This is a genomic window from Pedobacter sp. AC379 (assembly GCF_979258145.1).
This window is the reverse complement of record NZ_OZ409839.1, coordinates 2717675-2743735: the sequence shown is the minus strand read 5'-3', so window position 1 is coordinate 2743735 and position 26061 is coordinate 2717675. Positions and strand designations below refer to the sequence as shown.

General features: G+C 38.0%; 23 protein-coding genes and 4 tRNA genes. 16 read left to right on the top strand and 11 right to left on the bottom strand.

Annotated features, from left to right (window positions below; translation table 11 throughout):
• Positions 1–144: 144 nt before the first annotated feature.
• Positions 145–777 carry a phosphoribosylanthranilate isomerase gene (locus ACZZZW_RS12370; RefSeq protein WP_463493754.1) on the bottom strand — a complete coding sequence of 211 codons (633 nt, stop codon included), beginning with the start codon at positions 775–777 and terminating at the stop codon, positions 145–147.
• Positions 771–1760, bottom strand: a complete 990-nt coding sequence (gene trpD, locus ACZZZW_RS12365; protein ID WP_055910900.1) for an anthranilate phosphoribosyltransferase — start codon at positions 1758–1760, stop codon at positions 771–773. Before trpD ends, ACZZZW_RS12370 begins: the two co-directional genes overlap by 7 nt.
• Before the next feature lie 579 nt (positions 1761–2339).
• Here trpD and ACZZZW_RS12360 point away from each other — a divergent pair.
• Positions 2340–3281: an ion channel gene (locus tag ACZZZW_RS12360; protein WP_055910901.1), complete on the top strand. Its 942-nt coding sequence runs from the start codon at positions 2340–2342 to the stop codon at positions 3279–3281.
• Positions 3282–3508: 227 nt separating this feature from the next.
• Here ACZZZW_RS12360 and ACZZZW_RS12355 read toward each other — a convergent pair whose 3' ends face one another.
• The 4 genes from ACZZZW_RS12355 to recR all read right to left on the bottom strand — a co-directional run bounded on the left by ACZZZW_RS12355 (position 3509) and on the right by recR (position 6685).
• Positions 3509–4348 (bottom strand): alpha/beta hydrolase, encoded by an 840-nt coding sequence (locus ACZZZW_RS12355; protein ID WP_055910903.1) that lies wholly within the window; start codon positions 4346–4348, stop codon positions 3509–3511.
• A gap of 144 nt (positions 4349–4492) precedes the next feature.
• The gene (locus ACZZZW_RS12350; protein WP_055910904.1) at positions 4493–5311 is read right to left on the bottom strand and encodes an SDR family oxidoreductase; all 819 of its coding nucleotides are present in this window, start codon (positions 5309–5311) and stop codon (positions 4493–4495) included.
• A 19-nt stretch (positions 5312–5330) separates the two neighbouring features.
• Complete coding sequence (locus ACZZZW_RS12345; RefSeq protein ID WP_055910906.1) at positions 5331–6068, bottom strand: PI-PLC domain-containing protein; 738 nt, start codon at positions 6066–6068, stop codon at positions 5331–5333.
• A complete protein-coding gene (recR, locus tag ACZZZW_RS12340; RefSeq protein WP_055910908.1) occupies positions 6068–6685 on the bottom strand; it encodes a recombination mediator RecR in 618 nt (205 codons plus the stop codon). Before recR ends, ACZZZW_RS12345 begins: the two co-directional genes overlap by 1 nt.
• Positions 6686–7198: 513 nt before the next feature.
• Here recR and ACZZZW_RS12335 point away from each other — a divergent pair.
• From ACZZZW_RS12335 to ACZZZW_RS12320, 4 genes are all read left to right on the top strand, one after another.
• Positions 7199–8707, top strand: a complete 1509-nt coding sequence (locus ACZZZW_RS12335; protein ID WP_463493750.1) for a sodium:solute symporter — start codon at positions 7199–7201, stop codon at positions 8705–8707.
• Positions 8708–8724: 17 nt separating this feature from the next.
• Complete coding sequence (locus ACZZZW_RS12330; protein ID WP_055910912.1) at positions 8725–9432, top strand: LOG family protein; 708 nt, start codon at positions 8725–8727, stop codon at positions 9430–9432.
• Positions 9433–9584: 152 nt separating this feature from the next.
• On the top strand, positions 9585–10091 hold the full coding sequence (locus ACZZZW_RS12325; protein ID WP_463493748.1) for a hypothetical protein: 507 nt from the start codon (positions 9585–9587) through the stop codon (positions 10089–10091).
• A gap of 24 nt (positions 10092–10115) precedes the next feature.
• Positions 10116–10610, top strand: coding sequence for a hypothetical protein (locus ACZZZW_RS12320; protein WP_055910916.1), 495 nt, complete (start codon positions 10116–10118; stop codon positions 10608–10610).
• A gap of 314 nt (positions 10611–10924) precedes the next feature.
• Here ACZZZW_RS12320 and ACZZZW_RS12315 read toward each other — a convergent pair whose 3' ends face one another.
• Both ACZZZW_RS12315 and ACZZZW_RS12310 read right to left on the bottom strand, forming a co-directional pair.
• Positions 10925–11515: a DUF502 domain-containing protein gene (locus ACZZZW_RS12315; protein ID WP_055910918.1), complete on the bottom strand. Its 591-nt coding sequence runs from the start codon at positions 11513–11515 to the stop codon at positions 10925–10927.
• A gap of 115 nt (positions 11516–11630) precedes the next feature.
• Positions 11631–14090 carry a bifunctional UDP-N-acetylmuramoyl-tripeptide:D-alanyl-D-alanine ligase/alanine racemase gene (locus ACZZZW_RS12310; RefSeq protein ID WP_055910920.1) on the bottom strand — a complete coding sequence of 820 codons (2460 nt, stop codon included), beginning with the start codon at positions 14088–14090 and terminating at the stop codon, positions 11631–11633.
• A gap of 61 nt (positions 14091–14151) precedes the next feature.
• Between ACZZZW_RS12310 and ACZZZW_RS12305 the strand changes: the two genes are divergently transcribed.
• From ACZZZW_RS12305 to ACZZZW_RS12260, 10 genes are all read left to right on the top strand, one after another.
• A complete protein-coding gene (locus ACZZZW_RS12305) occupies positions 14152–14640 on the top strand; it encodes a regulatory protein RecX (protein ID WP_055910922.1) in 489 nt (162 codons plus the stop codon).
• A 94-nt stretch (positions 14641–14734) separates the two neighbouring features.
• A tRNA-Gly gene (locus ACZZZW_RS12300) sits at positions 14735–14810 on the top strand.
• 72 nt (positions 14811–14882) lie between these two features.
• Positions 14883–14966, top strand: a tRNA-Leu gene (locus tag ACZZZW_RS12295).
• A gap of 213 nt (positions 14967–15179) precedes the next feature.
• Positions 15180–15533 (top strand): ISAon1 family transposase N-terminal region protein, encoded by a 354-nt coding sequence (locus ACZZZW_RS12290; RefSeq protein WP_463493745.1) that lies wholly within the window; start codon positions 15180–15182, stop codon positions 15531–15533.
• Positions 15526–16509 carry an ISAon1 family transposase gene (locus ACZZZW_RS12285; RefSeq protein ID WP_463493743.1) on the top strand — a complete coding sequence of 328 codons (984 nt, stop codon included), beginning with the start codon at positions 15526–15528 and terminating at the stop codon, positions 16507–16509. Before ACZZZW_RS12290 ends, ACZZZW_RS12285 begins: the two co-directional genes overlap by 8 nt.
• 241 nt (positions 16510–16750) lie before the next feature.
• Positions 16751–16823: transfer RNA gene (locus ACZZZW_RS12280), tRNA-Gly, on the top strand.
• Positions 16824–16893: 70 nt separating this feature from the next.
• Positions 16894–16977: transfer RNA gene (locus ACZZZW_RS12275), tRNA-Leu, on the top strand.
• A 118-nt stretch (positions 16978–17095) separates the two neighbouring features.
• Positions 17096–17914 carry a helix-turn-helix domain-containing protein gene (locus ACZZZW_RS12270; RefSeq protein WP_055903969.1) on the top strand — a complete coding sequence of 273 codons (819 nt, stop codon included), beginning with the start codon at positions 17096–17098 and terminating at the stop codon, positions 17912–17914.
• 38 nt (positions 17915–17952) lie between these two features.
• Complete coding sequence (locus tag ACZZZW_RS12265) at positions 17953–19512, top strand: FAD-dependent monooxygenase (RefSeq protein WP_463493741.1); 1560 nt, start codon at positions 17953–17955, stop codon at positions 19510–19512.
• Between the two features lie 151 nt (positions 19513–19663).
• Positions 19664–22204 (top strand): multicopper oxidase domain-containing protein, encoded by a 2541-nt coding sequence (locus ACZZZW_RS12260; RefSeq protein ID WP_055903962.1) that lies wholly within the window; start codon positions 19664–19666, stop codon positions 22202–22204.
• Between the two features lie 324 nt (positions 22205–22528).
• On the opposite strand, the gene ACZZZW_RS12255 is transcribed toward ACZZZW_RS12260, so the two are convergent.
• Together ACZZZW_RS12255 and ACZZZW_RS12250 are read right to left on the bottom strand one after the other, a co-directional pair.
• Positions 22529–22783, bottom strand: a complete 255-nt coding sequence (locus ACZZZW_RS12255; protein ID WP_055903959.1) for a hypothetical protein — start codon at positions 22781–22783, stop codon at positions 22529–22531.
• A 187-nt stretch (positions 22784–22970) separates the two neighbouring features.
• Positions 22971–23786, bottom strand: coding sequence for an alpha/beta hydrolase (locus tag ACZZZW_RS12250; RefSeq protein ID WP_463493738.1), 816 nt, complete (start codon positions 23784–23786; stop codon positions 22971–22973).
• A gap of 186 nt (positions 23787–23972) precedes the next feature.
• Here ACZZZW_RS12250 and ACZZZW_RS12245 point away from each other — a divergent pair, with 186 nt between their 5' ends.
• Positions 23973–25067, top strand: coding sequence for an AI-2E family transporter (locus ACZZZW_RS12245; protein ID WP_055903956.1), 1095 nt, complete (start codon positions 23973–23975; stop codon positions 25065–25067).
• Positions 25068–25423: 356 nt separating this feature from the next.
• Here the strand turns inward: ACZZZW_RS12245 and ACZZZW_RS12240 are convergent, their stop codons facing one another.
• The gene (locus tag ACZZZW_RS12240; protein ID WP_463493736.1) at positions 25424–25963 is read right to left on the bottom strand and encodes a peroxiredoxin; all 540 of its coding nucleotides are present in this window, start codon (positions 25961–25963) and stop codon (positions 25424–25426) included.
• Between the last annotated feature and the right edge of the window lie 98 nt (positions 25964–26061).

Below are 26061 nucleotides of genomic sequence, written 5' to 3'. Positions count from 1 at the left end.
ATCAACTAGTTTGCCACATTGAAAGCTGCTCAAGATAAGTCGTCATTCCAGCACAGGCGGGAATCTTAAAGCTCATTGCATTACTATTCCCAATCAAGTTGGGAATAACGGATCAACTTATACTTAATCACCTTCATGATGACATTATTTCGTGTTCATTTCTTTAATAAATTCTTTAATCTTCCCGGCATCCTTCAAACCTGGCTCAATTTCAAACCTGCTATTAATATCAAGCGCATATAAACGCTCATCACGTATATTTTTTATTGCTTCGGTGTGTTCAAGGTCAATTCCACCGCTTAAAAAGTAAGGCTTTTGATCTTTATATCGATCTAATACTAACCAATCAAATGTTTTTCCCGATCCACCGTGTGCTTTGGTTTTGGTATCGAACAAAAAGTAATCAACAACATTTAAATAAACTTCGACACCTGAAAAATCAAAATCTTCATCTATTCCGAAAGCTTTAATTACTTCTAAAGCGGGAAAGCTTAATTTTAATGTTTCACAGTATTCGGGCGATTCGCTGCCATGTAACTGAACAGCCTTCAGCTTCAAAGTGTTTACCTTATCTTTTACTTTTTCAATATCTTCATTTACAAAAACGCCTACAGTTTTAATCTCAGAAGGAATGTACTTAATTAATTCAGCAGAAACATCACTGATTAATCGCTGCGATTTTTCATAAAAAATGAAACCCAAATAATCTGGCTGAAGCTCTGCAACCGCAGCAATATTGGCTGCCAAACGCATTCCGCAAACTTTTAATTTTAGCATGCCAATAGGTTTTTAAAGCTCTCCAATGCTTTTTTGCTCATTAACGATTCTTCCGCTGCGTAAAAACAATCGGCAAAAGATAATTCAGGTTTAATAGTCTTAATTGCCAATGCCGAATTGCAAAGCACCACATTGTTTTGCACATCTGTAGCCTCGCCATTTAACACATCCATAAATATTTTCGCTGATGATTCTACAGTATCTCCACCTTTTATGGCATTTACCTCAACCCGCTCAAAACCCATATCCTGAAGCGTTAAAATCTGCTCTCCTTTATTCGAAAAGGTTTTCACATCACAGGTTAACGAAACCTCATCATAACCTTCCAAGGCATGTACAATGGTGTAACTTTTATCGGTATCCTGATATAAATAAGCATATAAACGGGCCAGTTCTAAACTAAATACGCCCACCATCTGGTATTTTGGCTGCCCGGGGTTAACCATTGGCCCTAACATATTGAAAAAAGTTTTCACACCCAGTTCTTTACGGATAGGTGCCACAATTTTCATAGCGGGATTAAACAATGGTGCATGTAAAAAACAAATACCCGCTTTATCCAAATTGCGTTTTAAGGTATCCTCATCATTAGTAAAAGTATAACCTAAATGTTCCATCACGTTAGAAGAACCGCAGCCAGATGATACACCATAGTTACCGTGTTTGGCCACATGGTGCCCTGCACCTGCAACCACAAATGATGATAAGGTAGATATATTAAAAGTATCTTTACCATCGCCACCCGTTCCACAAAGGTCAATAAGATCGTAACCCGATAAGTTTACTTTCACACACGTATCAAGCATTGCATCACGAAACCCCTGTAGCTCCTGCACGGTGATGTTGCGCATGGCATAGGCAGTTATAAAAGCTGCAATCTGTGAAGAATTAAAAGCCCCTTCAGAAATGGAAATTAAAATGTTCTTTGCCTCTTCCCTGCTAAAACTCTTGTTCTCGAATAAATGGTTTAATATTTTTTTCATGTTTATTGTTCAATCTTATTTAACCACAGATGAACACGAATACACACAGATTTTATCCGTGTTCATCTTTTTTATCTGTGATTCATTTCTCATTTATCTCCATGGTCTGTGTCCTCACTAACCATTCATCTTCCTCCGTTTCGTACATACACCAAACGTAGCGTTATTATTATATTTCCCATGGTCTGTGTCCCCACTAACCATTCATCTTCCTCCGTTACATACATACACGAACCGGGGCGTTATTACTATGTCTCCCATGGTCTGTGTCCCCACTAACCATTCATCTTCCTCCGTTTCGTACATACACCAAACCTAGCGTCGCCTTTAAGCTTTTTTTTAAGGTGCTGAAATAAATTCAGCATGACGATCGCTATAAAAATCGCATAAAAAAAAGGATTGCTTTTTGGGCAATCCTTTTCATTGTGTTTAAAATATTTTAAAATATATAACAATAGAATTTGCCTAACGAATTTCGTTATGCCACCACCAATTGTTATTTAAGTTTTTAATTATCATGTTTGTATAAAGCAAATATTGATATAGTTTTTTAATATTCCAAAATCTTTCTAAAAATATATGTCTTTCTTCAAAAGAAAAGTACAGTTTAATGATGATTTGGGCTTCGGATCCAATCCGGTAACCAAAAATCAGCGCATGCTAAACCCCGATGGTTCTGCAAATATAGAACGTACAGGCTTGCCATGGTTTAAGTTCGATGATACTTATACCCGATTGGTTACCATGAGCTGGCCGCGGTTTTTCTTCGTCATCCTACTCGCTTACCTTGTCGTAAATACGATTTTTGCAGTTTTATACAATGCAGTAGGAATAGAAAATTTAAATGGTGCTAATGGCGTTACATTTCGCGATCAGTTTTTTGATGCCTTTTTCTTCTCAGCCCAAACCATTTCTACCGTAGGTTATGGCCATATTTCGCCACAAGGTTTTGTTACCAGTGTGCTCGCAGCTTTTGAAAGTATGCTGGGTTTGCTCGCTTTTGCACTGGCCACCGGATTATTATATGGCCGTTTCAGTCGGCCCACTTCTAAAGTGAGTTTCAGTAAAAAAATGGTTATTGCCCCTTACGAAAAAGGCCACGGTTTGATGTGCCGTTTAGTAAATTTACGCCGCAATCAACTCATTGAGGTAGAAGTGCAAATGGTAATGTCGTATAACGAAACGGTTGATAATAAACAAGTGCGAAGGTTTTATCCGTTGGCTTTAGAACGCGATAAAATTGGGATTCTTTCTTTAAACTGGACACTCGTGCATCCTATAACCGAAGAAAGTCCGTTTTACGAGAAATCATTAACCGAATTGCAGCTTGCCGAAGTAGAAGTTTTTGTAATACTTAAAGCTTTTGACGATACCTTTTCGCAAACCATTCACACCAGAACCAGTTATCAGGATGAGGAAATAGAAATGGATGCTAGATTTGAGAAAATGTATTACCACAATGAAGAAGGTAAAATGGTGATGGATTATAGCAAACTCGATCAGGTTAGCCGTACGGTGTAAGTATCTTTTTCTTATGTTAAACTTGTTTTTGTTTTTGGAAAGCAATTGCCGTGCTAATCGGTTATAGCTTCCTGCCATACGCTTTATCTCGATTGAAGGAATCGGGATGCCCGCTGCTGCCAGGTTTATGGAACCTAGGTCGGTGCAATAAAAATACTATCGCCTTAATTGCATGTTCTCCAGAGTTTTCCACTTGAATAGCAGATAGGCTAAAAAGTTGACAACTCTTATGAAGATGACTTTTGTATAAACCCAACAATATCTTTATACAAATCATTTCCACCAAAAATCATCTGACTAATCATTGGTACATGGCTTTTGCCTTTAATTTCCTTAATTTCTACAGGAATGTTGTTAGCTTTAAGTTTTTCGTATAACCTTGGCGTTTGCAATTTAATGGCTCCGTAAGTTTTGCTTCCAAAAAAGAGTAAATGCGGATTTTTAATGTTATTTACATAATTTAATGGTGAAGCCAGTTTCCAAACGGCAGATTGATCAGTAAAAGTTCTGATGAAATCGAAGTAAAAATGATCTTTTTCTGCTGTAATTAAATATTCCTGCATATCTAAGCCAAAAGGATCGTTCAGGATTAATCCTTTAATCGGATTTTGGATACCAGCTTTTTTAAAGTATTTAGGATCTGCGTTGATCAGTTCACCTAAGTGCGCTCCTGCAGAATGGCCCATTACGAAAATTTTATCCGGGCTTGCTGTGTAATCAGCAATGTGCTCTTTTACCCATTTAACCGCTAAGGCACAATCATCGCCCATTTTCTCATACTGAACATTTGGTGCCAAACGGTAATTGATGATTACGGTAACAACGCCCTTACGTGCAAAGTTTCTGCCCAACCACCAATAGGTTTCTTTTTTGCCACTGCTCCAGGAGCCACCGTGGATAAAAATGAGAACAGGTTTGTTTTTTATACTGTCATTTTTATAAAAAATATTCAGCGTATTGGCCTCATCAGCATTGCCTGCATAATTGATATTTTTTACTTTTTTAACCTGTGCAGAAGAAAGTATCGTTTGAAAAAGGAGCATTAATAAAACAAGGGATTTGTACATAATAAAGATTTATCTCTTCACTCAATAAACGAAATTGTTGTAAAAGTGGATTTTTAATAATTGATCTTCGACTCCACTCAGACTGAAAAGTAATTGAAGTTAAATCCAATGCGGTTTAACGTACTAAACATTAACCGCAATACACTATCCTTTAATCAGCGGATTCTTTTCTTTCGCAAACAAATCAAAAACCTTTTTATCAACAAAAGCCGGAAAGAGTTTATTCATCCATACGGCTAATTTACCTTGTCCGGTCATGATGAGGGTGCGTTTGCGTTGTTCAATCCCATCGGCAATAATGCTTGCTACATCTTCTGATGTCATCATTTTACCTTCATCCATACTGGTTTCGCCATGTGCGGCACCATCTTTAGATAAAGCGGTTACGCGAATGTTTGATGCGGTAAAGCCCGGGCAGGCCAATAACACATTTACACCCGTTTTTAATAATTCGGTACGAAGGGATTCCATAAAACCGTTCATTGCAAATTTAGAGGCCGAATAACCGGTTCGGCCCGGCAAACCGCGGAAACCTGCAATTGATGAAACACCTACAACTGTTCCTTTGGTTTTAAGAATCTCAGGCAAGGCATATTTTGTGCAATATACTGTTCCCCAAAAGTTTACATCCATCAGGTTTTTAAGTACCGATAAATCTAAATCATTAAACAGCGCACGCATTGATAAACCAGCGTTATTAACCAAAATATCAATCTGTTGAAACGAAACCAAAGCTTGTTTAATAATCAGTTCACAATCTGTTTCTTTACTCACGTCAGCCTGAACAGCAACGGCCCTGATGCCATATTTTTTTTCCAGTCCGGCAGTAATTTCGCAAAGTGTTACATATTGACGGGCAGCTAAAACCAGGTTGGCACCACGTTTGGCAAATTCTTCGGCACAGGCTTTTCCAATTCCGCTGGATGCTCCGGTGATAATGATTACTTTATTTTTTAGATTCATTTTGAGTAGAACGATTTGATTAGTTTGTTTTAAAATAGTTTGTGGCTTCAGTAACTTCGTCGGAATTGATGATATCTGCACCAAGCTCATGCAACAGCTTCCAACAAGCTTTAGTATCGGGCGCACCCCAAAAACGGAATGGTTTACCGATTTTATGCGCATTTTGAATCAGGTTTAACAATTTAGCTTTATCCATTGTTGAAATTTCTCCAACACCTTTCCATTTAGAATAAGTGGCAAAATTATCGCTGATCATTGCCACTTTCGCTAAATCGGCCTGGCTATAAATATGGTTGGGCAAACCATCGAAATATAAATTTGGGTATTTATGAAAACTGCTATCAGCCGGGCGGTTTCCACTAATTACTACAATGCTATTTTTACCCTGCTTATTAAAGTATTGCTGATATTTTTTTAAACCCTTATTCAGTAAATGATATGTCGAATCCCAATCTCCCTTTACATCAACCATCAATTGAAAAGCGTAATATTCATTACTGTGAGATAAGGTTTTTATCCGTTTTAAATACAATGCATCTAAAGTATTGCCTGTTTTAATTTCTTTTTTACTATGGGCAACAATTAACGAATTGCCAACTACAAAAACATCAGCTTCTATAGAAAAAGCCTTGTTTTGCACGGCATCATAAAAAGGTTTTTGGTGGGTATAATCGTTATGTGAGTGAATTTTAACTTGTGCCTGAACAAACAATCCGGATAAAATTAGCAGGGAGAAAACCAGGAAACGCTGTACCATTATTTCATCATTGCTGTTTCGTAAGGCACGCGGGTTACAATGGATCTGCCGAGCGTAATTTCATCGGTATATTCTAACTCGCCACCAAAAGCAATACCTCTTGCAATGGTAGTTACAGGAACATTAAATTCTTTTAATCTTTTATAAAGGTAGAAAAGTGTGGTATCGCCCTCCATATTAGGACTTAAGGCTAAAATTACTTCTTTAATTCCTCCTACTGCCATCCGCGACACCAATCCTTCTATAAATAAATCAGAAGGTCCAATTCCATCCATAGGCGAAATTAATCCACCCAAAACATGGTAAACCCCAAAGTATTGTCCGGTATTTTCGATGGCCATTACATCACGGGTATCTTCTACCACACAAATGGTTTCTTTATCGCGCTTAATTGAAGTACAGATTTCGCACACGGTATAATCCGAAATGTTATGGCAGGTAGTGCAGTGTTTAATCTGTTGTTTAAGCTTTATAAATGTATTGCCAAACTGATTCACCTCCTCCTGTTCTTTATTTAAAAGATGTAACACCAAGCGTAAAGCCGTTTTTTGCCCCACACCAGGAAGTTTCGAGAATTCGTTTACCGCATCTTCGAGCAGTTTGGATGAAAAATTCATAATGCAAAAATAGGTAAAATGCTTTGTTAGTTCAATAGGCATTAGTTTATTGGTTAATAGTTAAATAGTTCATTGTTGATGGCTTGATGTTTCAGCATTCAGTCCTCTTTATTTATTGGTAACTGGCAATTGCGAAGGGATATTTACATAGCAGATGGTTAGTTAACCCCGATATACTTTTGTGCGCTATGTTTATGCAAATCAGCCATCAACCCAATAGCAAAACTAAACCCATTGAGCATATACTTTTGTGCGCTATGTTTATGCAAATCGGCTATCAACCATTTAACCATCAGCCATCAACCCAATAGCAGAACTAAACCAATTGAGCCCTATACTTTGGGCGTTATGTCTATGCAAATCGGCTATCAACCATAAGCTATCAACCAAATAGCGAAACTAAACCCATGTAATGCGTCATCTTAATCCAAATCAGCTATCAACCAAATAGCAAAACTAAACCCATTGACATTAAATCCGAATTTCTTACATTTATCAGCTTAACACAAAACTATGTCTCCAACCATTCTCTTATGTTTTCTGATCGGTTATTTTCTATTGCTGATTATTATTTCATTTGTAACTTCAAAAAACTCATCCGACAATTCGACATTTTTTATAGCCAACAGAAATTCTAAATGGTACCTCGTGGCCTTTGGTATGATTGGCACAGCCCTATCAGGTGTTACCTTTATATCTGTACCGGGCGAGGTTGGTGCACCAAGCGGAAACCAGTTTCAATACTTCCAGTTCGTACTCGGCAATGCAGTTGGTTTTATCATTATAGCCACGGTTTTGCTTCCACTTTACTACCGGATGAATTTAACCTCTATTTATAGCTACATAGAGAAAAGATTAGGCCACTTCAGTTATAAAACAGCAGCATCTATATTTTTATTGAGCCGAACATTAGGATCTGCAACAAGATTATACCTGGTGGTGATTGTTTTGCAACGCTTTATCTTCGATAATTATGGCATTCCATTTTGGTTAACGGTTTTAATTTCACTGGCCTTAATTTGGTCGTATACATTTAAAGGTGGGTTAAAAACGATAATTATTACTGATACACTGCAAACTTTTTTCTTGGTGCTGTCCGTTTTTTTAACGATTTATTTCATTTGTAACAGCCTGAATTTTGATATTCCTCAGGCATTCGAAACCGTAAAAAACAGCAGCTATTCAAAAATTTTCTTTCTAAATGATTTCCTCACCAACAAATTTTACTTCAGTAAACAGTTTATCGGCGGTATTTTTGTTACCATCGCCATGACGGGTTTAGATCAGGATTTGATGCAGAAAAACCTGAGTATGGGCACCATCAAAGAGGCACAAAAAAACATGTTTACTTTTACAGGGGTATTTGTAATTTTAAATGTTTTCTTTTTGAGTGTTGGTGCATTATTATACATTTTCGCCGCAAAAAATGGAATTGATATTCCTTTAGATCATATTACAGGCAAACCACGTACAGATTTATTGTTTCCAGAAATTGCGCTAAATAACTTAGGTGCAATACCAGCAATTATATTTATGCTGGGTTTAACGGCCGCAACATTTGCGACCACAGATTCTGCCCTTACCGCATTAACTACCTCATTTTGTGTCGATTTTTTAGGGATGGATAAAGCTGCAAATGTAAACGCAGAAGATGCTGTAAAAAAGCGCCATACGGTGCACGTAGCATTTTCAATTTTAATGTTTTTGGTAATCCTCGTGATTAATGCATTTAACAGTTCATCAGTAGTGAGCTTGATTTTTACCATTGCCTCTTATACCTACGGACCGCTTTTAGGGCTCTATAGTTTTGGATTATTTGTAAAAAAACGCGGTTTACATGATAAATTAGTGCCGATAGTTTGTTTATTATCACCTTTTTTATGTTACTTGCTTTCTACGCACTCTACCACTTTATTGGGCGGCTACGTTTTTAGTGTCGAACTGATTTTAATTAACGGTTTAATCACATTTATAGGCTTATTGTTCATCAGCAAAAAAACTGATGCACAAACCAGATTTTAATATTAGAATAACAGTATATGACGAGTGAAGAAAAAATTAGAAGTGCTTTTGAAAACAAAGACTGGCAGGAAATTAAAGTAACAGATTCCTGGCAAATTTTTAAAATCATGGCCGAATTTGTAGATGGCTTTGAAAAACTGGCTAAAATTGGTCCTTGCGTTACCATATATGGATCGGCCCGTACAGCGCAAACACACCGCTATTACCAATTGGCAGAACAGTGTGGCAAATTATTAACCGATCGTGGTTATGGGGTAATAACAGGCGGTGGTCCGGGTATTATGGAGGCTGGTAACAAAGGTGCACATACCAATGGCGGTAAATCTGTAGGTTTAAACATTGAGTTACCTTTTGAGCAATTCCACAACAAATATATCGACCATAATAAATTATTGGAGTTTGATTATTTCTTCGTCCGCAAGGTGATGTTTATGAAGTATAGTCAGGGTTTTGTGGTTTTACCAGGTGGTTTTGGAACCATGGACGAGCTTTTTGAGGCTTTAACCCTAATCCAGACCGGTAAAATTGCCCGTTTCCCAATTGTATTGCTTGGAGTAGATTATTGGGGCGGATTAATTGACTGGATAAAAGGAACAATGCTGCAAAAAGAACACAATATCCATGAAGAAGATTTAAACCTATTTAGATTGGTAGATACTGCAGAAGAAGCAGCAGAACACATTTTCCGTTTCTACGATAAATATGTACTTAAACCGAATTTCTAGGCAAGTTTGATGGATTGATTGGTTAATCGGTTAACTGACAATCGAAAAATGAAAACTGCTAATTGAAAACAGAAAAGTGCTTACAAACAATAAGCACTTTTTTCATGTAACATCTGAAATGAATTGCCATCTAAAATGAAACGCAATTAAATATGTCGAAATTCATCAATTGGAAAAGTAATTGGCTCAACGGAAACTTTCAACTTTTTGTTGGTGGGCTGCAAAAAGGTGCAATAACTTTTGCAACGTGGAAAAGTGATGCAGAAAGCGTTTTTGAAGATAAAAACTATCAGTTTATAAATGAGGGTGTTTGGCAATCGAGTACAAAAGTGGTTGATAGAAAAACAAACGAAACGGTAGCCATGATTACTTACGACTGCTGGAAATCAAAAGCTGTAATTAGTTTAAAATCGGGTGAGCAATACGAATGGAAATCAAGTGGAATATGGAAAAAACAGTGGACGGTAAGCAATTATAACAACGAACACATCATGTACAGTTCCAGCAATAATTGTGGTGCAATCTCTTCTGATACAGACAATGAATTATTGATTTTAGCAGGTTTATTTATTAAACAGATTTACAACAAACGGGCATTGCTACTTATTGTGTGCATTATGCCAATTATTTCAACATCAACGCTTCATCACCATAATTAAAAGTAAAATTAACCCTTTTGTGAGATGGAACAGGTATTAAACTGGAGAAAAGGTTTATTTGATAGTAACTATCAGGTAGTAAATAATGGTTTGCTGAGATTTTCTTTAAATTTTAGTTCATGGAAAAATTCTGCAATTGCCACTACTCAGGGTGGAATCTACCTCTTAAAAAGCGAAGGATTTTCTAAACCCGAAACTAAAATTGTAGATAACAAAAACACAGTTTTAGCCGTAATTACGTATGATTGGTTGAATTTTAAAGCCAAAATCATATTTGCCACAGGCGAAACTTTCGATTGGAGCTACCAGAACAGTTGGTTAAGTCGCTGGTCGTTAAATAACCATAAAGATAAACAGATTTTATATAACGCATCTGCAGGTAATGGATTGATACATACGAATGTAGATGACGATATGGTTGTATTGTGCGGCCTTTTTATAAGGGAATACTATTCACGGCTCCTCTTCGGATTTATCATTGTTGTATTTATCATGCTTAGTTTCAAAAGCATTTTTTAAAGCTTAGTAGGAACTTTTTTGTACCTACCCTGGTCGTTGCGCCTCCAGGTTATTGAGTTAAGAGTTTCTCACCACAGATGGACACAGATAAACACGGATCTTTATAGCTGTGTGTTCGTTTTGATCTGTGGGGTAATTTTATTTGGCGGTGATTAGGGCTTACTCAATATCATTGTTAGCGTGTAGCTAAGTTTAAGTGAAAATGATTAGACAAGTAACCTTAAATAATTCATAGTATGATAGATGCTGAAACAAGTTCAGCAAGACGGTCACTTGGGGGTTTAAACGCGCGAGATGCTACAATAGTTTGGTGTTTAAAGCCCGCTAACGCCACCACTCACTACCAGTTTCATGGCGTCCGCCGCCGTCATGTGTAAATCGGTAACCTTTTCTCTGCTTACAATACAAAGCTGGCCGGCAAAAGAATAAGATAATGGAAAATATACTGCTACCTCATTAGGCAGGTTAAGTTTATGCAGATCGTTCTGTGTTAAAAATCCAATCTTTTTTAATCCACCTTCCACCTCAACCAGCACAGGGTGATTAAATTTCTTTTCATCGCCCACAAAAGCTTCTGTTAAATCTTTGATGGATGAATAGATAAAGTTAAGCAAGGGCAACCTTTGCATAATCCGCTGGAACCAGTTATACATTGGTTCGGTTACCAAATTGGTTACAAAAATTCCTGCAAGTAAAATGAGGGTTAATACGGTTAATAAACCCAAACCTGGGATATTCCGGCTTTCGCCTGTGCGTGGATTTACACCTAAAATATTGTTTACGTTTAACCAGCTATCAACGGTTGTAACTGCCCAAACTACAATAAAAATACTCACGGCAATGGGCACAACAATTAATAAACCTTTAATCAAATAGTTTAAAATAGCTTTCCCGACTTTATTCATGGTGCAAAAATAACAATTTTTAATTCATTTGCGTGGCACGTTCAATAGTCATTCGCCATTGGTTCAATCGTAATTGATTCATCGGTGTAGGGTGCATAACCCATCAATTAATAAACTATTCATAAAAATAAACCCGCTTAACCCGCTGGGAGATATTTGTCAAAATTTCATAAGGGATTGTATTGATATCTTTTGCCAGTTGCATAATAGTATGTTCTTTATTAAAAACTATGGCTTCATCACCAGGTTTTACATCAATACCGGTTACATCCAACATGGTCATATCCATACAAACAGAACCTACTACAGGAACTAAATTACCGTTAATCAGCATTTTACCAACACCATTACCAAAATAACGTGTATAACCATCAGCATATCCAATTTTTACAGTCGCTATTTTACCGCCGTTTGGCATTATACCTTTTCTGCTATAACCAACAGTTTCACCAGGTTGCAAGGTTTTTACTTGTGTAACGGTTGTTTTAAGTACCATTACGGTTTGTAAGCCCCGATTATTGGCCAAAGCAGAATCAAAACCGTATAAACCGATGCCTAAACGCACCATATCCAGCTGCCCTTCAGGCCAGCGCGAAATGCCGGATGTATTAGAAATGTGGAGCAAAGGTTTGTAATCCAAAACATTGATCAGTTGATTGGCAACGGTTTTAAATTTAGTAATCTGTTGTTGGGTAAATCCATCGTGTTCTGCAGCATCACTTGCCGCCAGGTGAGAAAATATACTCTGAACTTTTACCCGCTCCGAATCTTTCAACAACATGGAAAGCTGGTCTATTTCTGACTCATCAAAACCCAAACGGTGCATTCCGCTGTCTATTTTGAGGTGTATAGGGTAATCGAAATCATAATCAGAGAGGGAATTTAAGAAACTGTTCAGAATTTCAATACTGTAAATTTCGGGTTCAAGGTGATGTTTTATGATCGCCTCGAAAGCAGATTCTTCAGGGCTCATTACCATAATAGGCAAAGTAATTCCAGCTTTTCGTAATGCAATGCCTTCATCGGCATAAGCAACAGCCAAATAATCTACCTTATGAAACTGCAATAAATTGGCTATTTCAAAACTTCCGCTACCATAAGAGAAAGCCTTCACCATAGCCATTATTTTTACTCCCGGTTTAACCTTTGCACGATAAAAATGCAGATTGCCCACCATGGCATTCAGATCGATTTCTAAAACAGTATCATGTATTTTTTGGGTAAGCAATTTACTGATTCTGCCGAATTCAAAGCGCCTGGCTCCTTTTACCAATATGGTTTCATGGTTAAATTGCAAACCCGGGAAAGCCTCAATAAAGGCATTGGTATCATCAAAAAACTCGGTTTCGAAGTTAAAAATGCCAGCAAAGCGCGAAATATGTGTGCCAATACCAATTAATCGGTTTACCTTCTTCTGTAAGAGCAATTCGGCTATTTCCGTATATAAATCGAAATCGTCCCTTCCTGTTTCAAATAATTCAGAAAGAATAACTGTTTTCTTTGGATGCTGGTTTTGCTGGTTTAAGAAATCGAGTGCTATCGCCAGCGATGAAATATCAGCACTGTATGAATCGTCGATAATGGAACATTGGTTAATTCCGTTTTTCAGTTCCAAACGCATGCTCACATGACTTAGCTTCTCCAGACGCAAATCGGCCTGCTCTGGTGTGTAACCTAAAGCGAGCAGCGTTGCCCAGCAAATCATGCCATTTTCTATCGAAGCTTTATCTTTAAAAGGCAGAATGCATTCAATTTCACGATTTTGATAAATTGCCCTCAGATAACAATTTCCTTCAATAGGCTCTACAGCAACCACCTGTAAATCAGCAGCCTGCTTACTACTCCAGCTAAACTGTTTTTTGCCTGGCAATTCTTTAATGCTTATTTCGCTTACATATTCTGGCGAATAAATAAAAAGTTCAGATGCAGCAAAAAGTTTCAGTTTCTCAGTCAGTTTTTCTTTTTTAGAACTGAACCCTTCGGCATGTGCTTCGCCAATATTGGTTAAAATCCCTACCTCAGGTTTTATAATTTCAGCCAGACTTTGCATCTCATTTACCGCAGAAATTCCGGCCTCAAAAATGCCAAGGGTATGATCTGCTTCAAGCTGCCAGATGGAAAGTGGCACGCCAATTTGAGAATTATAACTTTTCGGGCTTTTAACAATGTTAAAATCAGCGGCTAATAGCTGATACAACCATTCCTTAACAATCGTTTTACCGTTACTGCCGGTAATGCCAATGGTTTTTAAGTCGAACTGTTCACGGTGATAAACGGCTAGTTTTTGCAGGGCAGACAAGGCATCGTGAACCAATAAAAAATTGCAATCGGGGTATTGGTTAACGTATTTTGCTTCGGTAATTACGAAATTACGGATATCTTTTGCGTAAGCGTCTTTTATAAATTCGTGTCCGTCGCGGTGGGATGATAGTGCAAAAAAAACAGAATGCTCCGGCACCAAAACAGAACGGCTATCAATCACGAGGTATTGAATAATAACCTCTCCATCAACCATTTTGGTATCGGCTTTTAAAATTTCGGCTATTTTGGCAACGGTATATATTGGGTTTAGCATGCTATTATATTCAGAAAAATACGGTAATCGCTTTAATTTTTACGAATTTCAGTAATTAATTATGAAAAGCAGTAAACAAGAGACAGTAATATTAGATAAAAAACAAGCTTTGGCCAAAGCAGAAAGTTTTTGTGTTTACCAGGAGCGTTCGCAGAAAGAAGTACGTTATAAATTGGTAGAATGGGGCATGCGCGGCGATGAACTTGAAGAAATAATTAGCGAGCTGATTGTAAACAATTTTTTAAATGAAGAAAGGTTTGCCAAAAGTTACGCATCAGGCAAATTTAACATTAAACACTGGGGCCGGATTAAAATTAAACAAGGTTTAAAATTGAAAGGTGTACCGGATAAAATTTTGCAAAAGGCAATTTACAGCATCGATGACGATGATTACATACTTACCATAGAAAAATTGGCCCTTAAAAAAGCACAGAGTTTAAGTGAAAATGATCCGTTTAAAAGAAAAAATAAGCTGATGAACTATCTTCAGGCAAAAGGTTTTGAAACTGATTTAATTTTACTTGCACTGAAAGCCAGCAATTTAAATTAAATATTAAATTTTTAACAAGAAATCTCTTGACAGAAATATAAATCTGCCTATATTTGCATCACCAAAACGAAACGACAACATCAGTTTTGTAAATGCGAAAGTAGCTCAGTTGGTAGAGCACGACCTTGCCAAGGTCGGGGTCGCGAGTTCGAATCTCGTCTTTCGCTCCAAACAAATGCCTTCCTACCAGAAGGCATTTATTTTAAAGTTAACCAAGCCGATGGAGATCGGTAGCGGCTAATGCTCGGGTGGTGGAACTGGTAGACACGCAGGACTTAAAATCCTGTGCTTTCAAAGGCGTGCGGGTTCGATTCCCGCCCCGAGTACACAAAAAAAATCGAATGAAAACCTTTCAGAAATGAAAGGTTTTTTTGTTTATAAGGATTTTTGAATCAATTAAATTTAAAATTGCTCTTAGTTTTATTTTTTTTCATCAGCCATAATTCCAGGATCATTAAAGTTTGTGTGGATCAAGCGGAAAAGTTGGGGGTAATCGAATAATTTGTTTCTTTTGTAGTTAATAGTAATTACAAATTCCCTTGAATCCAGCCGAACACATCCTTATCAGTTTTTTATTACCAGAAGGCATTCTGGATTATTTCGAAATACTCAAAGTCGAAAAAGAGTCGAAAGAGTTTCAGATCTTTCTTGAAGAGAAGAATGTAGCTCCCTCTGGTTACGGGATAACTGAGCTCGAATCAAAGGGCTTTCTTCCAGAAGTTTCCATTCAGGATTTTCCTATTCGTGGGCAAAAAGTTGCCTTACGTATCAAGAGACGTAGATGGACGGTAAAAAAGACTGGGTATATCATTGGTAGAGATTGGGATTTAGTAAGAAAAGGGACTCGGATGACTACGGAATTCGGTCTTTTTTTAAAAGGAATATTTGGATAACCACCCCATTAGCTGCTATCATTTAGGGCATTATTTCCAAATAGACGGCAAACAACTCCAGGAGCAATATAAAGAGCATATCAGTGATTATAGTAGTTGGGATCAGAAAGGGCATGCGGATGATTGGATGCTTTTTGTAAAGAATGTGAGCCCCAGGCTCAGTATTGATGAAACAGCTTTATCCAATGGAGAGCTTTATACTATTGTAACCAATAAGGAAGCCAAAGGTAGAAAGGGTGCTATTGTAGCGATGATCAAGGGTACGGTGGCCGAAAACATTATATCTGTACTGAAAAAGATTCCGGAAAGACTGAGAAAACGGGTGCGGGAAGTAACCATGGATATGGCTGCCAACATGCAATTGGCCATAAAACGATGTTTTGTAAACGCGCATCGGGTAATTGATCGTTTCCATGTTCAGAAATTGGCTTATGATGCAGTTCAGGAAGTTAGGATAAAGTATCGTTGGGAGGCTATCGATGCAGAAAATGAGGACATCGCAACGGCAAAAAAGAACAAAACTGCTTACCATCCAGAAGTGTTGGCTAATGGAGATACTTTAAAGCAATTGCTGGCGCGGAGCAGGTATCTTTTGTTTAAACATCCCTCAAAATGGACACGGAATCAAGAACTTAGAGCAGAGCTACTTTTCGAAAGGTATCCCAAATTAAAGAATGCATATAATATTGCCCAAAAATTGGGAGATATATTCAGGTTGTGCAAAAGTAAGGAACAGGCCTTTAAAAGATTGGCAATCTGGTATAATAAGGTCGAAGCATGCGGAATTGATTCCTTTAGGACTGTTGCCAGATCAATTCAATCGCATTACCTGTATATCCTTAACTTCTTTATTAGCAGGGCTACAAATGCTTCTGCAGAATCTTTCAATGCCAAGATCAAAGCCTTTAGAGCAACATCGAGAGGTGTAAGGGATATTAAGTTTTTCTTATTCAGATTATCGAAAATATATGCCTAGAGTTTAACTCCCCCCAACTTTTCCGCTTGATCCGTTTGTGTAACAAAAAACAGGATCAGCAATGCGCTTTGAACAGTCGTTTTTGCAGAAAATTTGTTACTGATTAAAAAACACAATATTTATCCCGCTGATTATGAGACTTTAACAATCTCTATTGAAAATTTTATTTTATTTTTTTGATTTGGAAAGTTTAATTTCTATATTTGCAACCCCAAAGGAATACAACACAATGTATTAATTTGCGAAAGTAGCTCAGTTGGTAGAGCACGACCTTGCCAAGGTCGGGGTCGCGAGTTCGAATCTCGTCTTTCGCTCTAAATGCCTTCCTACCAGAAGGCATTTATTTTAAAGTTAACCTACCGAAGGATTTCGGAACAGGCTAATGCTCGGGTGGTGGAACTGGTAGACACGCAGGACTTAAAATCCTGTGCTTTCAAAGGCGTGCGGGTTCGATTCCCGCCCCGAGTACACAAAAAATCGAACAAAAACCTTTCAGAAATGAAAGGTTTTTTTGTTTCCTAACTATTGCCAATGTACAACGTGGCAAATATTTGGAAAACCAATCCAAAATTGATTAACTTTCGATATGCAGCACCAAGAGTTCGAACCTTATGAAGCACTTCAGGATACCATAAAATGTTTATGGCACAATAAAAGAGAATTCGGGCCAATTGAATCAGGTTTTGAGGTAATTCCCGATGGTTATGCAGAAATTATCTTTCATTTTGGAAATGGCTGCAATGCTTTTTATAATGGTAAACTACAACCTTTGCCATCACCATTTATGATTGGCCTGCTCAACCAACCTGTTCATTTCTATGCAAAAAATCAGTTGGAGATTTTGGCCATCAGGTGTTTCCCGTGGACGGTATTCGATCTGCTTGGGTTATCGGCTGACAAAGAAGAATTACACATTTTTGAACATCCGCTCGCACAGCTACAGTCTATTTTAAGTGATCTTGTTAAGGAAGATAGAATAAAAGAGGCTATTGAACATTTACAACAATTTTTACTGAATTTGAGATCGGGAATTGCTACCGACAGTTTGTTATTTAAAGCTGGTGCGGCCATGCAGGGGGCAAATGGTGCTATCCAGGTAAGCGAAGTGGCTACGGCTGCACATGCAACAGTGCGTACATTGGAAAGAAACTTTAAGCAATCTTCGGGCTACACTGTTAAAGATGTGGCAGGCTTAATGCGCTTTGAGCAAGTACGGAACCAGTTATGGCTTAATCCAAGTGCAAACATTGCCAGCCTGGCCCACGAGTTTGGCTATACAGACCAACCGCACCTCAGCAGGGAATTTAAACGTTACAGCGGCACTACACCAGCAGCCTTTGCCCGAAAGGCAAAAAAGGGCAAAAAGCTGGTGAGCAATAATTTTGTCGCATTTATACAAGGCTAAACGGGTATTAGTGGTGAATTTTGTGCTTCAATTATTTAATGATGAGCACAACAATTAAAAACCATACCTCAACTGATACAAATTTAATTTACGATGTTATTATTTCAGGTGCCGGGCCGGTAGGCCTTTTTCTCGCCTGCGAACTGGCACTGGCCAAATGTTCGGTATTGATCTTAGAAAAAGCTGATGATCGGTATTCTCCCCTGAAAAAACTTCCTTTTGGTTTGAGAGGACTTAATGCAACCAGTATAGAAGCACTTCACAGGCGCGGCCTGCTTGAAGATCTTCAGTTACATAAACAGATAAAAAATCCTCACTTAAAACAAGGAACCCAACGCCAGGGCGGGCATTTTGCAGGCATCGTGTTTTATGAGGGTCATATCGATACTGCACAATGGAAATATCGATTGCCTGGCAAAACGCAAACCAGCTTAATAACTGAAATGGAAGAGCTTGAAACAATACTGCAACGCCGCGCAACAACACTTGGGGTAACCATTGAATACGGAAAAGCACTAAAATCTTTCCAACAAACCGATGAGAGTATAACTGTTCAATCAGAGGATCAAATTTTTCAAAGTAAATGGTTAATAGGCTGCGATGGTAGCAGAAGCATAGTACGTAAAACCGCTGGTTTTGAATTTGCAGGTACAGAACCAGAATTTACAGGTTATTCGACAAAAATTGATCTTTTAGATCCCGAAAAGCTCAGTCCTGGGCGAAATGTTACCCCTACTGGCATGTATCTGCAATCTCAGCCAGGCTATGTAATTATACAAGATTTTGATGGCGGTGCATTTCATCATTCAAAAAAGCCAATTACCCTTGAACATGTTCAGCAGGTGTTACGAAAAGTATCAAATACAGATGTTACGGTAACTGCATTGCACATTGCCACCACCTGGACTGATCGGGCGAGGCAAGCCACCACTTACCGTAAAGGACGGATACTTTTAGCCGGAGATGCCGCACATATCCACGCGCCATTGGGCGGCCAGGGGCTTAACCTAGGTTTAGGAGATGCCATGAACCTCGGTTGGAAACTTGCAGCAACGATTAAAGGTAAGGCACCACAAACTTTGTTGGATACTTATTTTACAGAAAGACATCCCATTGGAGAGCAGGTACTGGATTGGTCGCGTGCGCAGGTAGCCATTATGCAACCAAACCCACATGCAAAGGCATTGTATGCAATCTTCCGCGATCTGATGAACACAAAAGATGGTGCTACCTATTTTGCAGGGAGGATTTGGGGCGTTAATACCCATTACAAATCGGATTCTCAACATCCATTGGTCGGCCGCAGCGTACCGGATTTTGAATTGGAAAACGGCACAACAATCGGACAGTTAATGCATACAGGCAAAGCAATATTACTTGATTTTAATACTGATGCTAACCTTGAACAGTTTGTTGCAGAGTATGGCACTCAAATTGAATACATTTCAAATCATGCGAAAGATCAACTTGGCTTTGGCGCAATCCTGATCCGCCCTGATGGAATCGTAGCCTGGGTTTCTGAAACCGAGGCAGATTACAGCGAACTTTACGAAGCTATTGCTCGCTGTTTTGCAATTAAACCAAAAATTGAACACTAAATTAATTCATCTTCTGTACTCATGTATCAGTTTGATAAATTTAAGCATAAACCCATCCTGAAACCACATAATGATATAAGATTTACCTAAAATTATATAAACTTCCATCCTCATTTAGCGATAGGTTTGCTGTACAATGAACAGCATATAGATGAGAAATATAATTTTTAGTATTTTAATGGGTTTTTCAATGGCAGTTTCTGCCCAGGATATGAAAAACATGAAGATGCCCGATCAGGAAAATCCAAATCAAATAACATACACTTGCCCAATGCATCCTGAAGTACTATCGGCCAAACCCGGGAACTGCCCAAAATGCGGAATGAAACTGGTTGAAAAAAAGATAAGTGCAGCAAAAAGCAAAACCCAAAACATGAATATGCCCAGTATGCAACATGACGCAAAGCATGATGCGATGGAAAATAAAGAAACGGGTGATGTGGAGATTGGCAAACCTTCCACTTTGTTTGATAATATTAAAAATGCAAAGGCGAACCTTGGTCCGATTAAAACCCTGCCGGCTCACTATCCTCCCCGTACATTACGCTACGATTTATATGTTGCAGATACAACGGTTACCTATGCAGGCAAATCAAAACATGCCATCGCAGTTAATGGAAGCATCCCTATGCCTACCTTAACCTTTACCGAGGGCGATACCGCAGAAATTTATGTACACAATAAGCTAAAAGAAGAAACCTCTTTACATTGGCATGGGCTTTTTTTGCCTAACCGTTATGATGGTGTACCCAATATGACACAGATGCCTATTAAACCAGGTGCAACGCATCTATATAGGTTTCCGATTGTGCAGAACGGCACACATTGGTACCATAGCCATACCGGGCTTCAGGAGCAGATTGGCATGTATGGCGCATTTATCATCCAAAAAAGAAAAGAGTGGGATATTCCTTCCATCCCCTTGGTATTGAGCGAATGGACCAATATGAACCCCATGGAAGTACAAAGGAGTTTACATGCAGCTACAGATTGGTTTTCCATTAAAAAAGGAACCACCCAGAGTTATACGGAAGCCATTCGGACTGGCAATTTTAAAACCAAGGTGGCCAACGAGTGGAAACGAATGAATGCGATGGATGTAAGCGATGTTTATTACGATAAATTCTTGATAAACGGGAAAAATGAAGTTAGTAATCCTCAATTTAAGGCGGGTGATAAAGTACGGTTGCGCATTGCCAATGCAGGTGCATCCTCCTATTTCTGGCTTAAATATGCTGGCGGAAAAATAACCGTGGTAGCAACCGATGGAAATGATGTTGAACCTGTAGAGGTAGACAGGTTGATTATTGCAGTATCAGAAACCTATGATGTGGTGGTAACCATTCCGGAAAATAAAAGTTACGAATTTTTAGTTACCCCCGAAGACAGGACAAAATCGGCCTCCTTATGGCTGGGAGATGGTGAAAAAGTTTCAGCAGGAAAAATGCCAAAACTAAAATATTTCGCCGGAATGAAGATGATGAACGACATGATGGACATGAATGGAAACATGGTTGAAATGAAAGGCATGAAAATGCAAAATCAGGTTATGGACATGAATACCGTAATGTATCCGGAGATTACAGGGCCGGAAAATGGTACTGATACGCATGATCCAGACCAAATGGCGGGCATGAATATGAATACCGAACCTGCAAAGGTTGTTACTTTAAATTACAACATGCTGCGCGATCCTAAAAAAACGATTCTACCTAAAGGGCCGTTAAGAACCTTAAAATTCGATCTTACCGGAAACATGAACCGTTATGTGTGGACATTAGATAATAAAACTGTTTCAGAATCAGATAAGATTTTGATTAAAAGGGGAGAAAATTTAAGAATCATTCTTTACAACAATAGCATGATGCGCCACCCGATGCATTTGCATGGCCACGATTTTAGGGTAATAAATGGACAGGGCGAATATGCACCAATGAAAAATGTACTCGATATTATGCCTATGGAAAGGGATACCATTGAATTTGCAGCATCGGAAGCGGGCGGAGACTGGTTTTTTCATTGCCATATATTATACCACATGATGAGTGGCATGGGCAGGGTATTCAGTTATGAAAACTCTGCGCCAAACCCTGATTTGCCAAATCCAAAACTTGCCCAACGCAGATTATTTTGGGACGATAGGATGCCACACTCAATGGGCCGGATCGGTATAGAAAGCAGTGGTAGCGATGGTCAGTTGATGTTGGCACAAACCCGCTGGTCGCTCAATACCATGTGGCATTTAGGCACCAATGCCATGATGGGGTATGAAAGTGAAACCACGCTTGGCCGATACATTGGACGAAACCAATGGCTGTTTCCTTATGTAGGCTTCGATTACCATTACAAAAAATTTAATCCTGATGAAAAAAATATCTTTGGAAGTGACGAACGTAATATGTTCGGCCAGCTTAGCAACAAAGAAAACAGAAAAACAATTGTTGCCGGTATTGCCTATACCCTACCCATGTTATTGGTTGCCGATGCCAGGATTGATGGAAATGGAAAACTGAGGTTTCAACTTGGGAGAGAAGATATACCGGTATCTAAACGGTTACGAGCTAATTTTATGGTTAATACCGATAAAGAATATGCCGCTGGCCTTCGCTACATACTTACCAAATACATTGCAATTTCTACCCATTACGATAGTGATATGGGGCTTGGAGGAGGCTTTACTTTTAATTATTAATGATCTCCACATTTATATGTTAGCGAAAAATTCTATTTAATAATCGTTTTCAACTACAGAAAAAAATGAATCACAAAGCACCAATTGTACGATCGACATTGTTAAGGTACGAAGCATTTTTAAAGCAATAGCAAAAAGCGATCATTGTAAATTGTTTCGCAGGCTGAAAAAGCCTTCGCGCAATTACGATTCAGTTAGGCCTGTAGCCTTACCGCGATGCTTTTAAAATCTTTCTAATGGTCGGTTCCTCACCGACCATTAATTCAAATGCAAACGTCTTAACTAAAATAACAGCCTCAAACGCTTGCTCAGTAAAACAGACTGTTAGCTTAAAATAATCTGATAATTCACATTTACTCTTTTCGGATAGTTACTTTGTTCGTTGTTTAAGGAAACAAATGCAGCATTACCATGAACTTCATTTTTTAATGCATGCTCATAATGTGCCTGGATAGTTTCTTGATAATCGTGTTGAAGGCCTTTTGTAGTTTCGGCTAAAAGATTTCTGTCATTCAAGTTTTCTGGCAATAAAGTAATATCGCAGTTTCCTTCACTGATTTCTTTGACTAAGTATTTCATTTTTGGTTTTAAATCTTCGTTTCCTGTTTTATAAATAAGATTTCGAGAACGGTCAAAAATATGGTAAGTCTTTATTTTGTATGTAATCTAAAAGTTAATTTTTTATCTAAAATGATGTATCAGTTTTAATGCAGCCTGTATGCGTATCACCACATTAAATTTCTTTATTGCTAAAAAAAACACCTTATTATTTGGTATTAAAATAATTATTCATAAAAACACTCTGAAACTTGATGGCATTTGCCCAGTAATCCCAGTTATGTACACCGGGCCGGGTTGTAAAATCGTGCGGGATATTGTTGTACAAAAGCTCATCGTGCAAACGCACATTCATTTTATAAAAAAAATCTTCAGTACCGCATTCAATTGCAATGGCAAGCGAGCCAGGTTTTATTTTGTGAATCATATCAATCACACTATTCTGTTTCCAACGCTCAGGATATTCATCCTCAGGTCCCAATCGTTTTGATATATTCCATCCATTTGGAAAAGGCTTAATATCCACACCACCGCTCATACTGCCAACGGCACCATATACATCAGGGTGTTTAATGGCCAGATAAAGCGCACCATGCCCACCCATACTCAAACCCGTAATTGCACGGCCTTTCTTTTCGGCAATGGTTTTGTAATGTTCATCAACATAAGTTACCAACTCTTTGGCTACATAGGTTTCATATTTCCATTCGGGATCAACCGGACTATCGAAATACCAGCTCGTTACATTTCCATCAGGGCAAACGATGATAAACTGATACTGATCGGCCAGATTTTTAATTCCAGGTACTTTTTTAACCCACTCTGCATAATTGCCACCAGCACCATGAAGCAGGTAAACCACCGGAAAAGATTTTCCGGTTTTATAACTATCAGGTTTAATAACTACAGCTTTGATATTCTTCTTCATCGATTTGCTATAGGTAGAAGCCGTATCAACTTCGGCAGCCTGAATAACATTAACAAAAAGGAAGAGACAGATGACTATTGAAAAATAATTTTTCATTGGGAATTTACCGTTAAAAAGACACAAATTGATGATAAATTTATAAAATAACTTAACATTGTTTACCATTTCAATGGAATGAAATAAAAAAGATACCTGCAACCGAAATTGCATTCCCATAAGATCTACATAACTTTAAAACAATTTTGTTACATTACGGTTATTGAACGACGAAACAATATACAAATGCTTAAAACTTACCCATTTTACATCAAGGCTCCTGTAATTTTATTAGGGCTTGTAATTACTGTATTTATGATGAGTGTGCTGAGGGATATCCTTGTGCCACTGGCCTTTGCCGCGCTAATAGCCATTCTGCTAAATCCACTCACCAATCGTTTCGAACGAAAAATGCCCAAAATATTAAGCATCATATTATCAATGCTTATTGGAATTTTAGTGGTAGTGGCCATACTTTATTTTCTCTCCTCTCAAGTGGCTCACTTTTTTGATGACCTGGAAAGCATTAAACAAAAACTATCTCAATTGTTAGAAGAAATCAGGCATTGGCTGCAAACAACTTTAGGCATCTCGTCGCAAAAGCAAATGCAAATGGTTAACGATGCTGCAAATGGAAGCAAAGCATTAATTGGCCAAACGCTGAGTGGCTTAATGGGGGTTTTAAGTGTTGTGTTCCTGATTCCTGTTTATACTTTCTTGATTCTGTTATACAAAACCTTGATTCTTAATTTTATTTACGAAGTATTTTCGGAAGAAAACAAAGAAAAAGTTGCAGAGATTTTGGGCGAAACCAAAGCTGCAATCCAAAGTTACATTATTGGCTTACTGATCGAAACCTCGATTGTGGCAGTAATGAATTCTGCAGCCTTGTTAATTCTTGGAGTGCAAAATGCGATTTTAATTGGCGTTATTGGGGCAATACTGAACCTGTTACCTTATATTGGTGGTATTATAGCCATCGCTTTACCCGTATTAATGGCCACTTTAACCAAAGATGGTTTTACCACTCAACTGTTAATTATTGCGGCTTATGCATTAATCCAATTTATTGACAATAACATTCTTGTACCGCGTATTGTATCGAGCAAGGTGCAAATAAATGCCTTAATTTCCATCGTGATTGTATTAATGGGAGCAGCATTGTGGGGAGTACCGGGCATGTTCCTTTCCATTCCATTTATTGCGGTACTAAAAATTATTTTCGATCGGATTGAAGGACTTAAACCCTGGGGCAAATTGCTCGGCGACAATATACCTACTGAACATATGGGGCAGGTAAAAAGGTTTAGAAGAAAGAAAAAGTTGGCAACCACTACTTAGTAGGGAAATAACTAAGTAGCTTAACATCACAATACATTATTGCAAGAATAGCTTTTAGCAATGCTTCGGTAGCGGCTCATACTGATCAAAAATCATAACGGCTGCTACCGGATTTATTAAATAATTTGCTAAAAACAATCCATCCCGCCGATCAGCTTGGCATTGCTTGTGCTACCTGGCCCCTAATGATTGCCACCTACGAATATTCATCTGGACAAAATGAAAATCGGGAACAAGCCTACATCGAGGGTCCAAATCGCGCTCCTGATTTTTCAAATAATAGTTATCTTTAAAATTGCCCTTCAAGTGAAAGATTGCTTTTAAATGGTCATCTGCATTTATAATTAGGGCTTAAATTATTTCTTTTTTAAAAAAGCCAACACACTACTGGCATGTTCATCACCTTTAAGCATACCTTTAAATTTGAATACTACTTTTCCATCCAGGCCTACTAAAAACGTTTCTCTACCGGTTAAAAACATTACGTCCTTAACACCAAACATTTTTAAAACTTCATTATTTGGATCACTCAAAAGGGTAAATGGCAAATTATGGTGTTTCTTAAAATCGGCATGACTTTGCAGGCTTCCAGAATTTATTCCGATAATTATAGCATCAGTTGATTTAAATTCTTCGTAACTATCCCTAAATGCACAGGCTTCTTTAGTGCAAACACTACTTTCGTCTTTCGGGTAAAAATAAATTACCAGTTTTTTCTTTCCGATATAATTGCTAACCTTAAAATCTTTCCCGGCATCATCTTTCAGTATAAAATCAGGAATTTTACTTCCTACCTCTATCCGTTGGATTTTCATTTGTGCTTTTTCCTGAGCTTGAGTGGCTATACATACAATGCATATAAAGGTTAATACAAGGGTTGTTATCTTCGTTTTCATAAATTTATTAGGGTTTATAGTTACATACGTTAAATTATACCAAATGGATGGCAGTTTTCTGCACGAATCTATCCAATAATACTTTACAAATTTCATTA

Coding starts and splice junctions, on each gene's coding strand:
- ACZZZW_RS12345 (WP_055910906.1), bottom strand. CDS start 6,068: ATGGTACAGCGTTTCCTGGTTTTCTCCCTGCTAATTTTATCCGGATTG.
- ACZZZW_RS12240 (WP_463493736.1), bottom strand. CDS start 25,963: ATGAAAACGAAGATAACAACCCTTGTATTAACCTTTATATGCATTGTA.
- ACZZZW_RS12330 (WP_055910912.1), top strand. CDS start 8,725: ATGACGAGTGAAGAAAAAATTAGAAGTGCTTTTGAAAACAAAGACTGG.
- ACZZZW_RS12310 (WP_055910920.1), bottom strand. CDS start 14,090: ATGCTAAACCCAATATATACCGTTGCCAAAATAGCCGAAATTTTAAAA.
- ACZZZW_RS12320 (WP_055910916.1), top strand. CDS start 10,116: ATGGAACAGGTATTAAACTGGAGAAAAGGTTTATTTGATAGTAACTAT.
- ACZZZW_RS12305 (WP_055910922.1), top strand. CDS start 14,152: ATGAAAAGCAGTAAACAAGAGACAGTAATATTAGATAAAAAACAAGCT.
- ACZZZW_RS12360 (WP_055910901.1), top strand. CDS start 2,340: ATGTCTTTCTTCAAAAGAAAAGTACAGTTTAATGATGATTTGGGCTTC.
- ACZZZW_RS12270 (WP_055903969.1), top strand. CDS start 17,096: ATGCAGCACCAAGAGTTCGAACCTTATGAAGCACTTCAGGATACCATA.
- ACZZZW_RS12250 (WP_463493738.1), bottom strand. CDS start 23,786: ATGAAAAATTATTTTTCAATAGTCATCTGTCTCTTCCTTTTTGTTAAT.
- trpD (WP_055910900.1), bottom strand. CDS start 1,760: ATGAAAAAAATATTAAACCATTTATTCGAGAACAAGAGTTTTAGCAGG.
- ACZZZW_RS12245 (WP_055903956.1), top strand. CDS start 23,973: ATGCTTAAAACTTACCCATTTTACATCAAGGCTCCTGTAATTTTATTA.
- ACZZZW_RS12355 (WP_055910903.1), bottom strand. CDS start 4,348: ATGTACAAATCCCTTGTTTTATTAATGCTCCTTTTTCAAACGATACTT.
- ACZZZW_RS12255 (WP_055903959.1), bottom strand. CDS start 22,783: ATGAAATACTTAGTCAAAGAAATCAGTGAAGGAAACTGCGATATTACT.
- ACZZZW_RS12325 (WP_463493748.1), top strand. CDS start 9,585: ATGTCGAAATTCATCAATTGGAAAAGTAATTGGCTCAACGGAAACTTT.
- ACZZZW_RS12315 (WP_055910918.1), bottom strand. CDS start 11,515: ATGAATAAAGTCGGGAAAGCTATTTTAAACTATTTGATTAAAGGTTTA.
- recR (WP_055910908.1), bottom strand. CDS start 6,685: ATGAATTTTTCATCCAAACTGCTCGAAGATGCGGTAAACGAATTCTCG.
- ACZZZW_RS12335 (WP_463493750.1), top strand. CDS start 7,199: ATGTCTCCAACCATTCTCTTATGTTTTCTGATCGGTTATTTTCTATTG.
- ACZZZW_RS12370 (WP_463493754.1), bottom strand. CDS start 777: ATGCTAAAATTAAAAGTTTGCGGAATGCGTTTGGCAGCCAATATTGCT.
- ACZZZW_RS12265 (WP_463493741.1), top strand. CDS start 17,953: ATGATGAGCACAACAATTAAAAACCATACCTCAACTGATACAAATTTA.
- ACZZZW_RS12350 (WP_055910904.1), bottom strand. CDS start 5,311: ATGAATCTAAAAAATAAAGTAATCATTATCACCGGAGCATCCAGCGGA.
- ACZZZW_RS12260 (WP_055903962.1), top strand. CDS start 19,664: ATGAGAAATATAATTTTTAGTATTTTAATGGGTTTTTCAATGGCAGTT.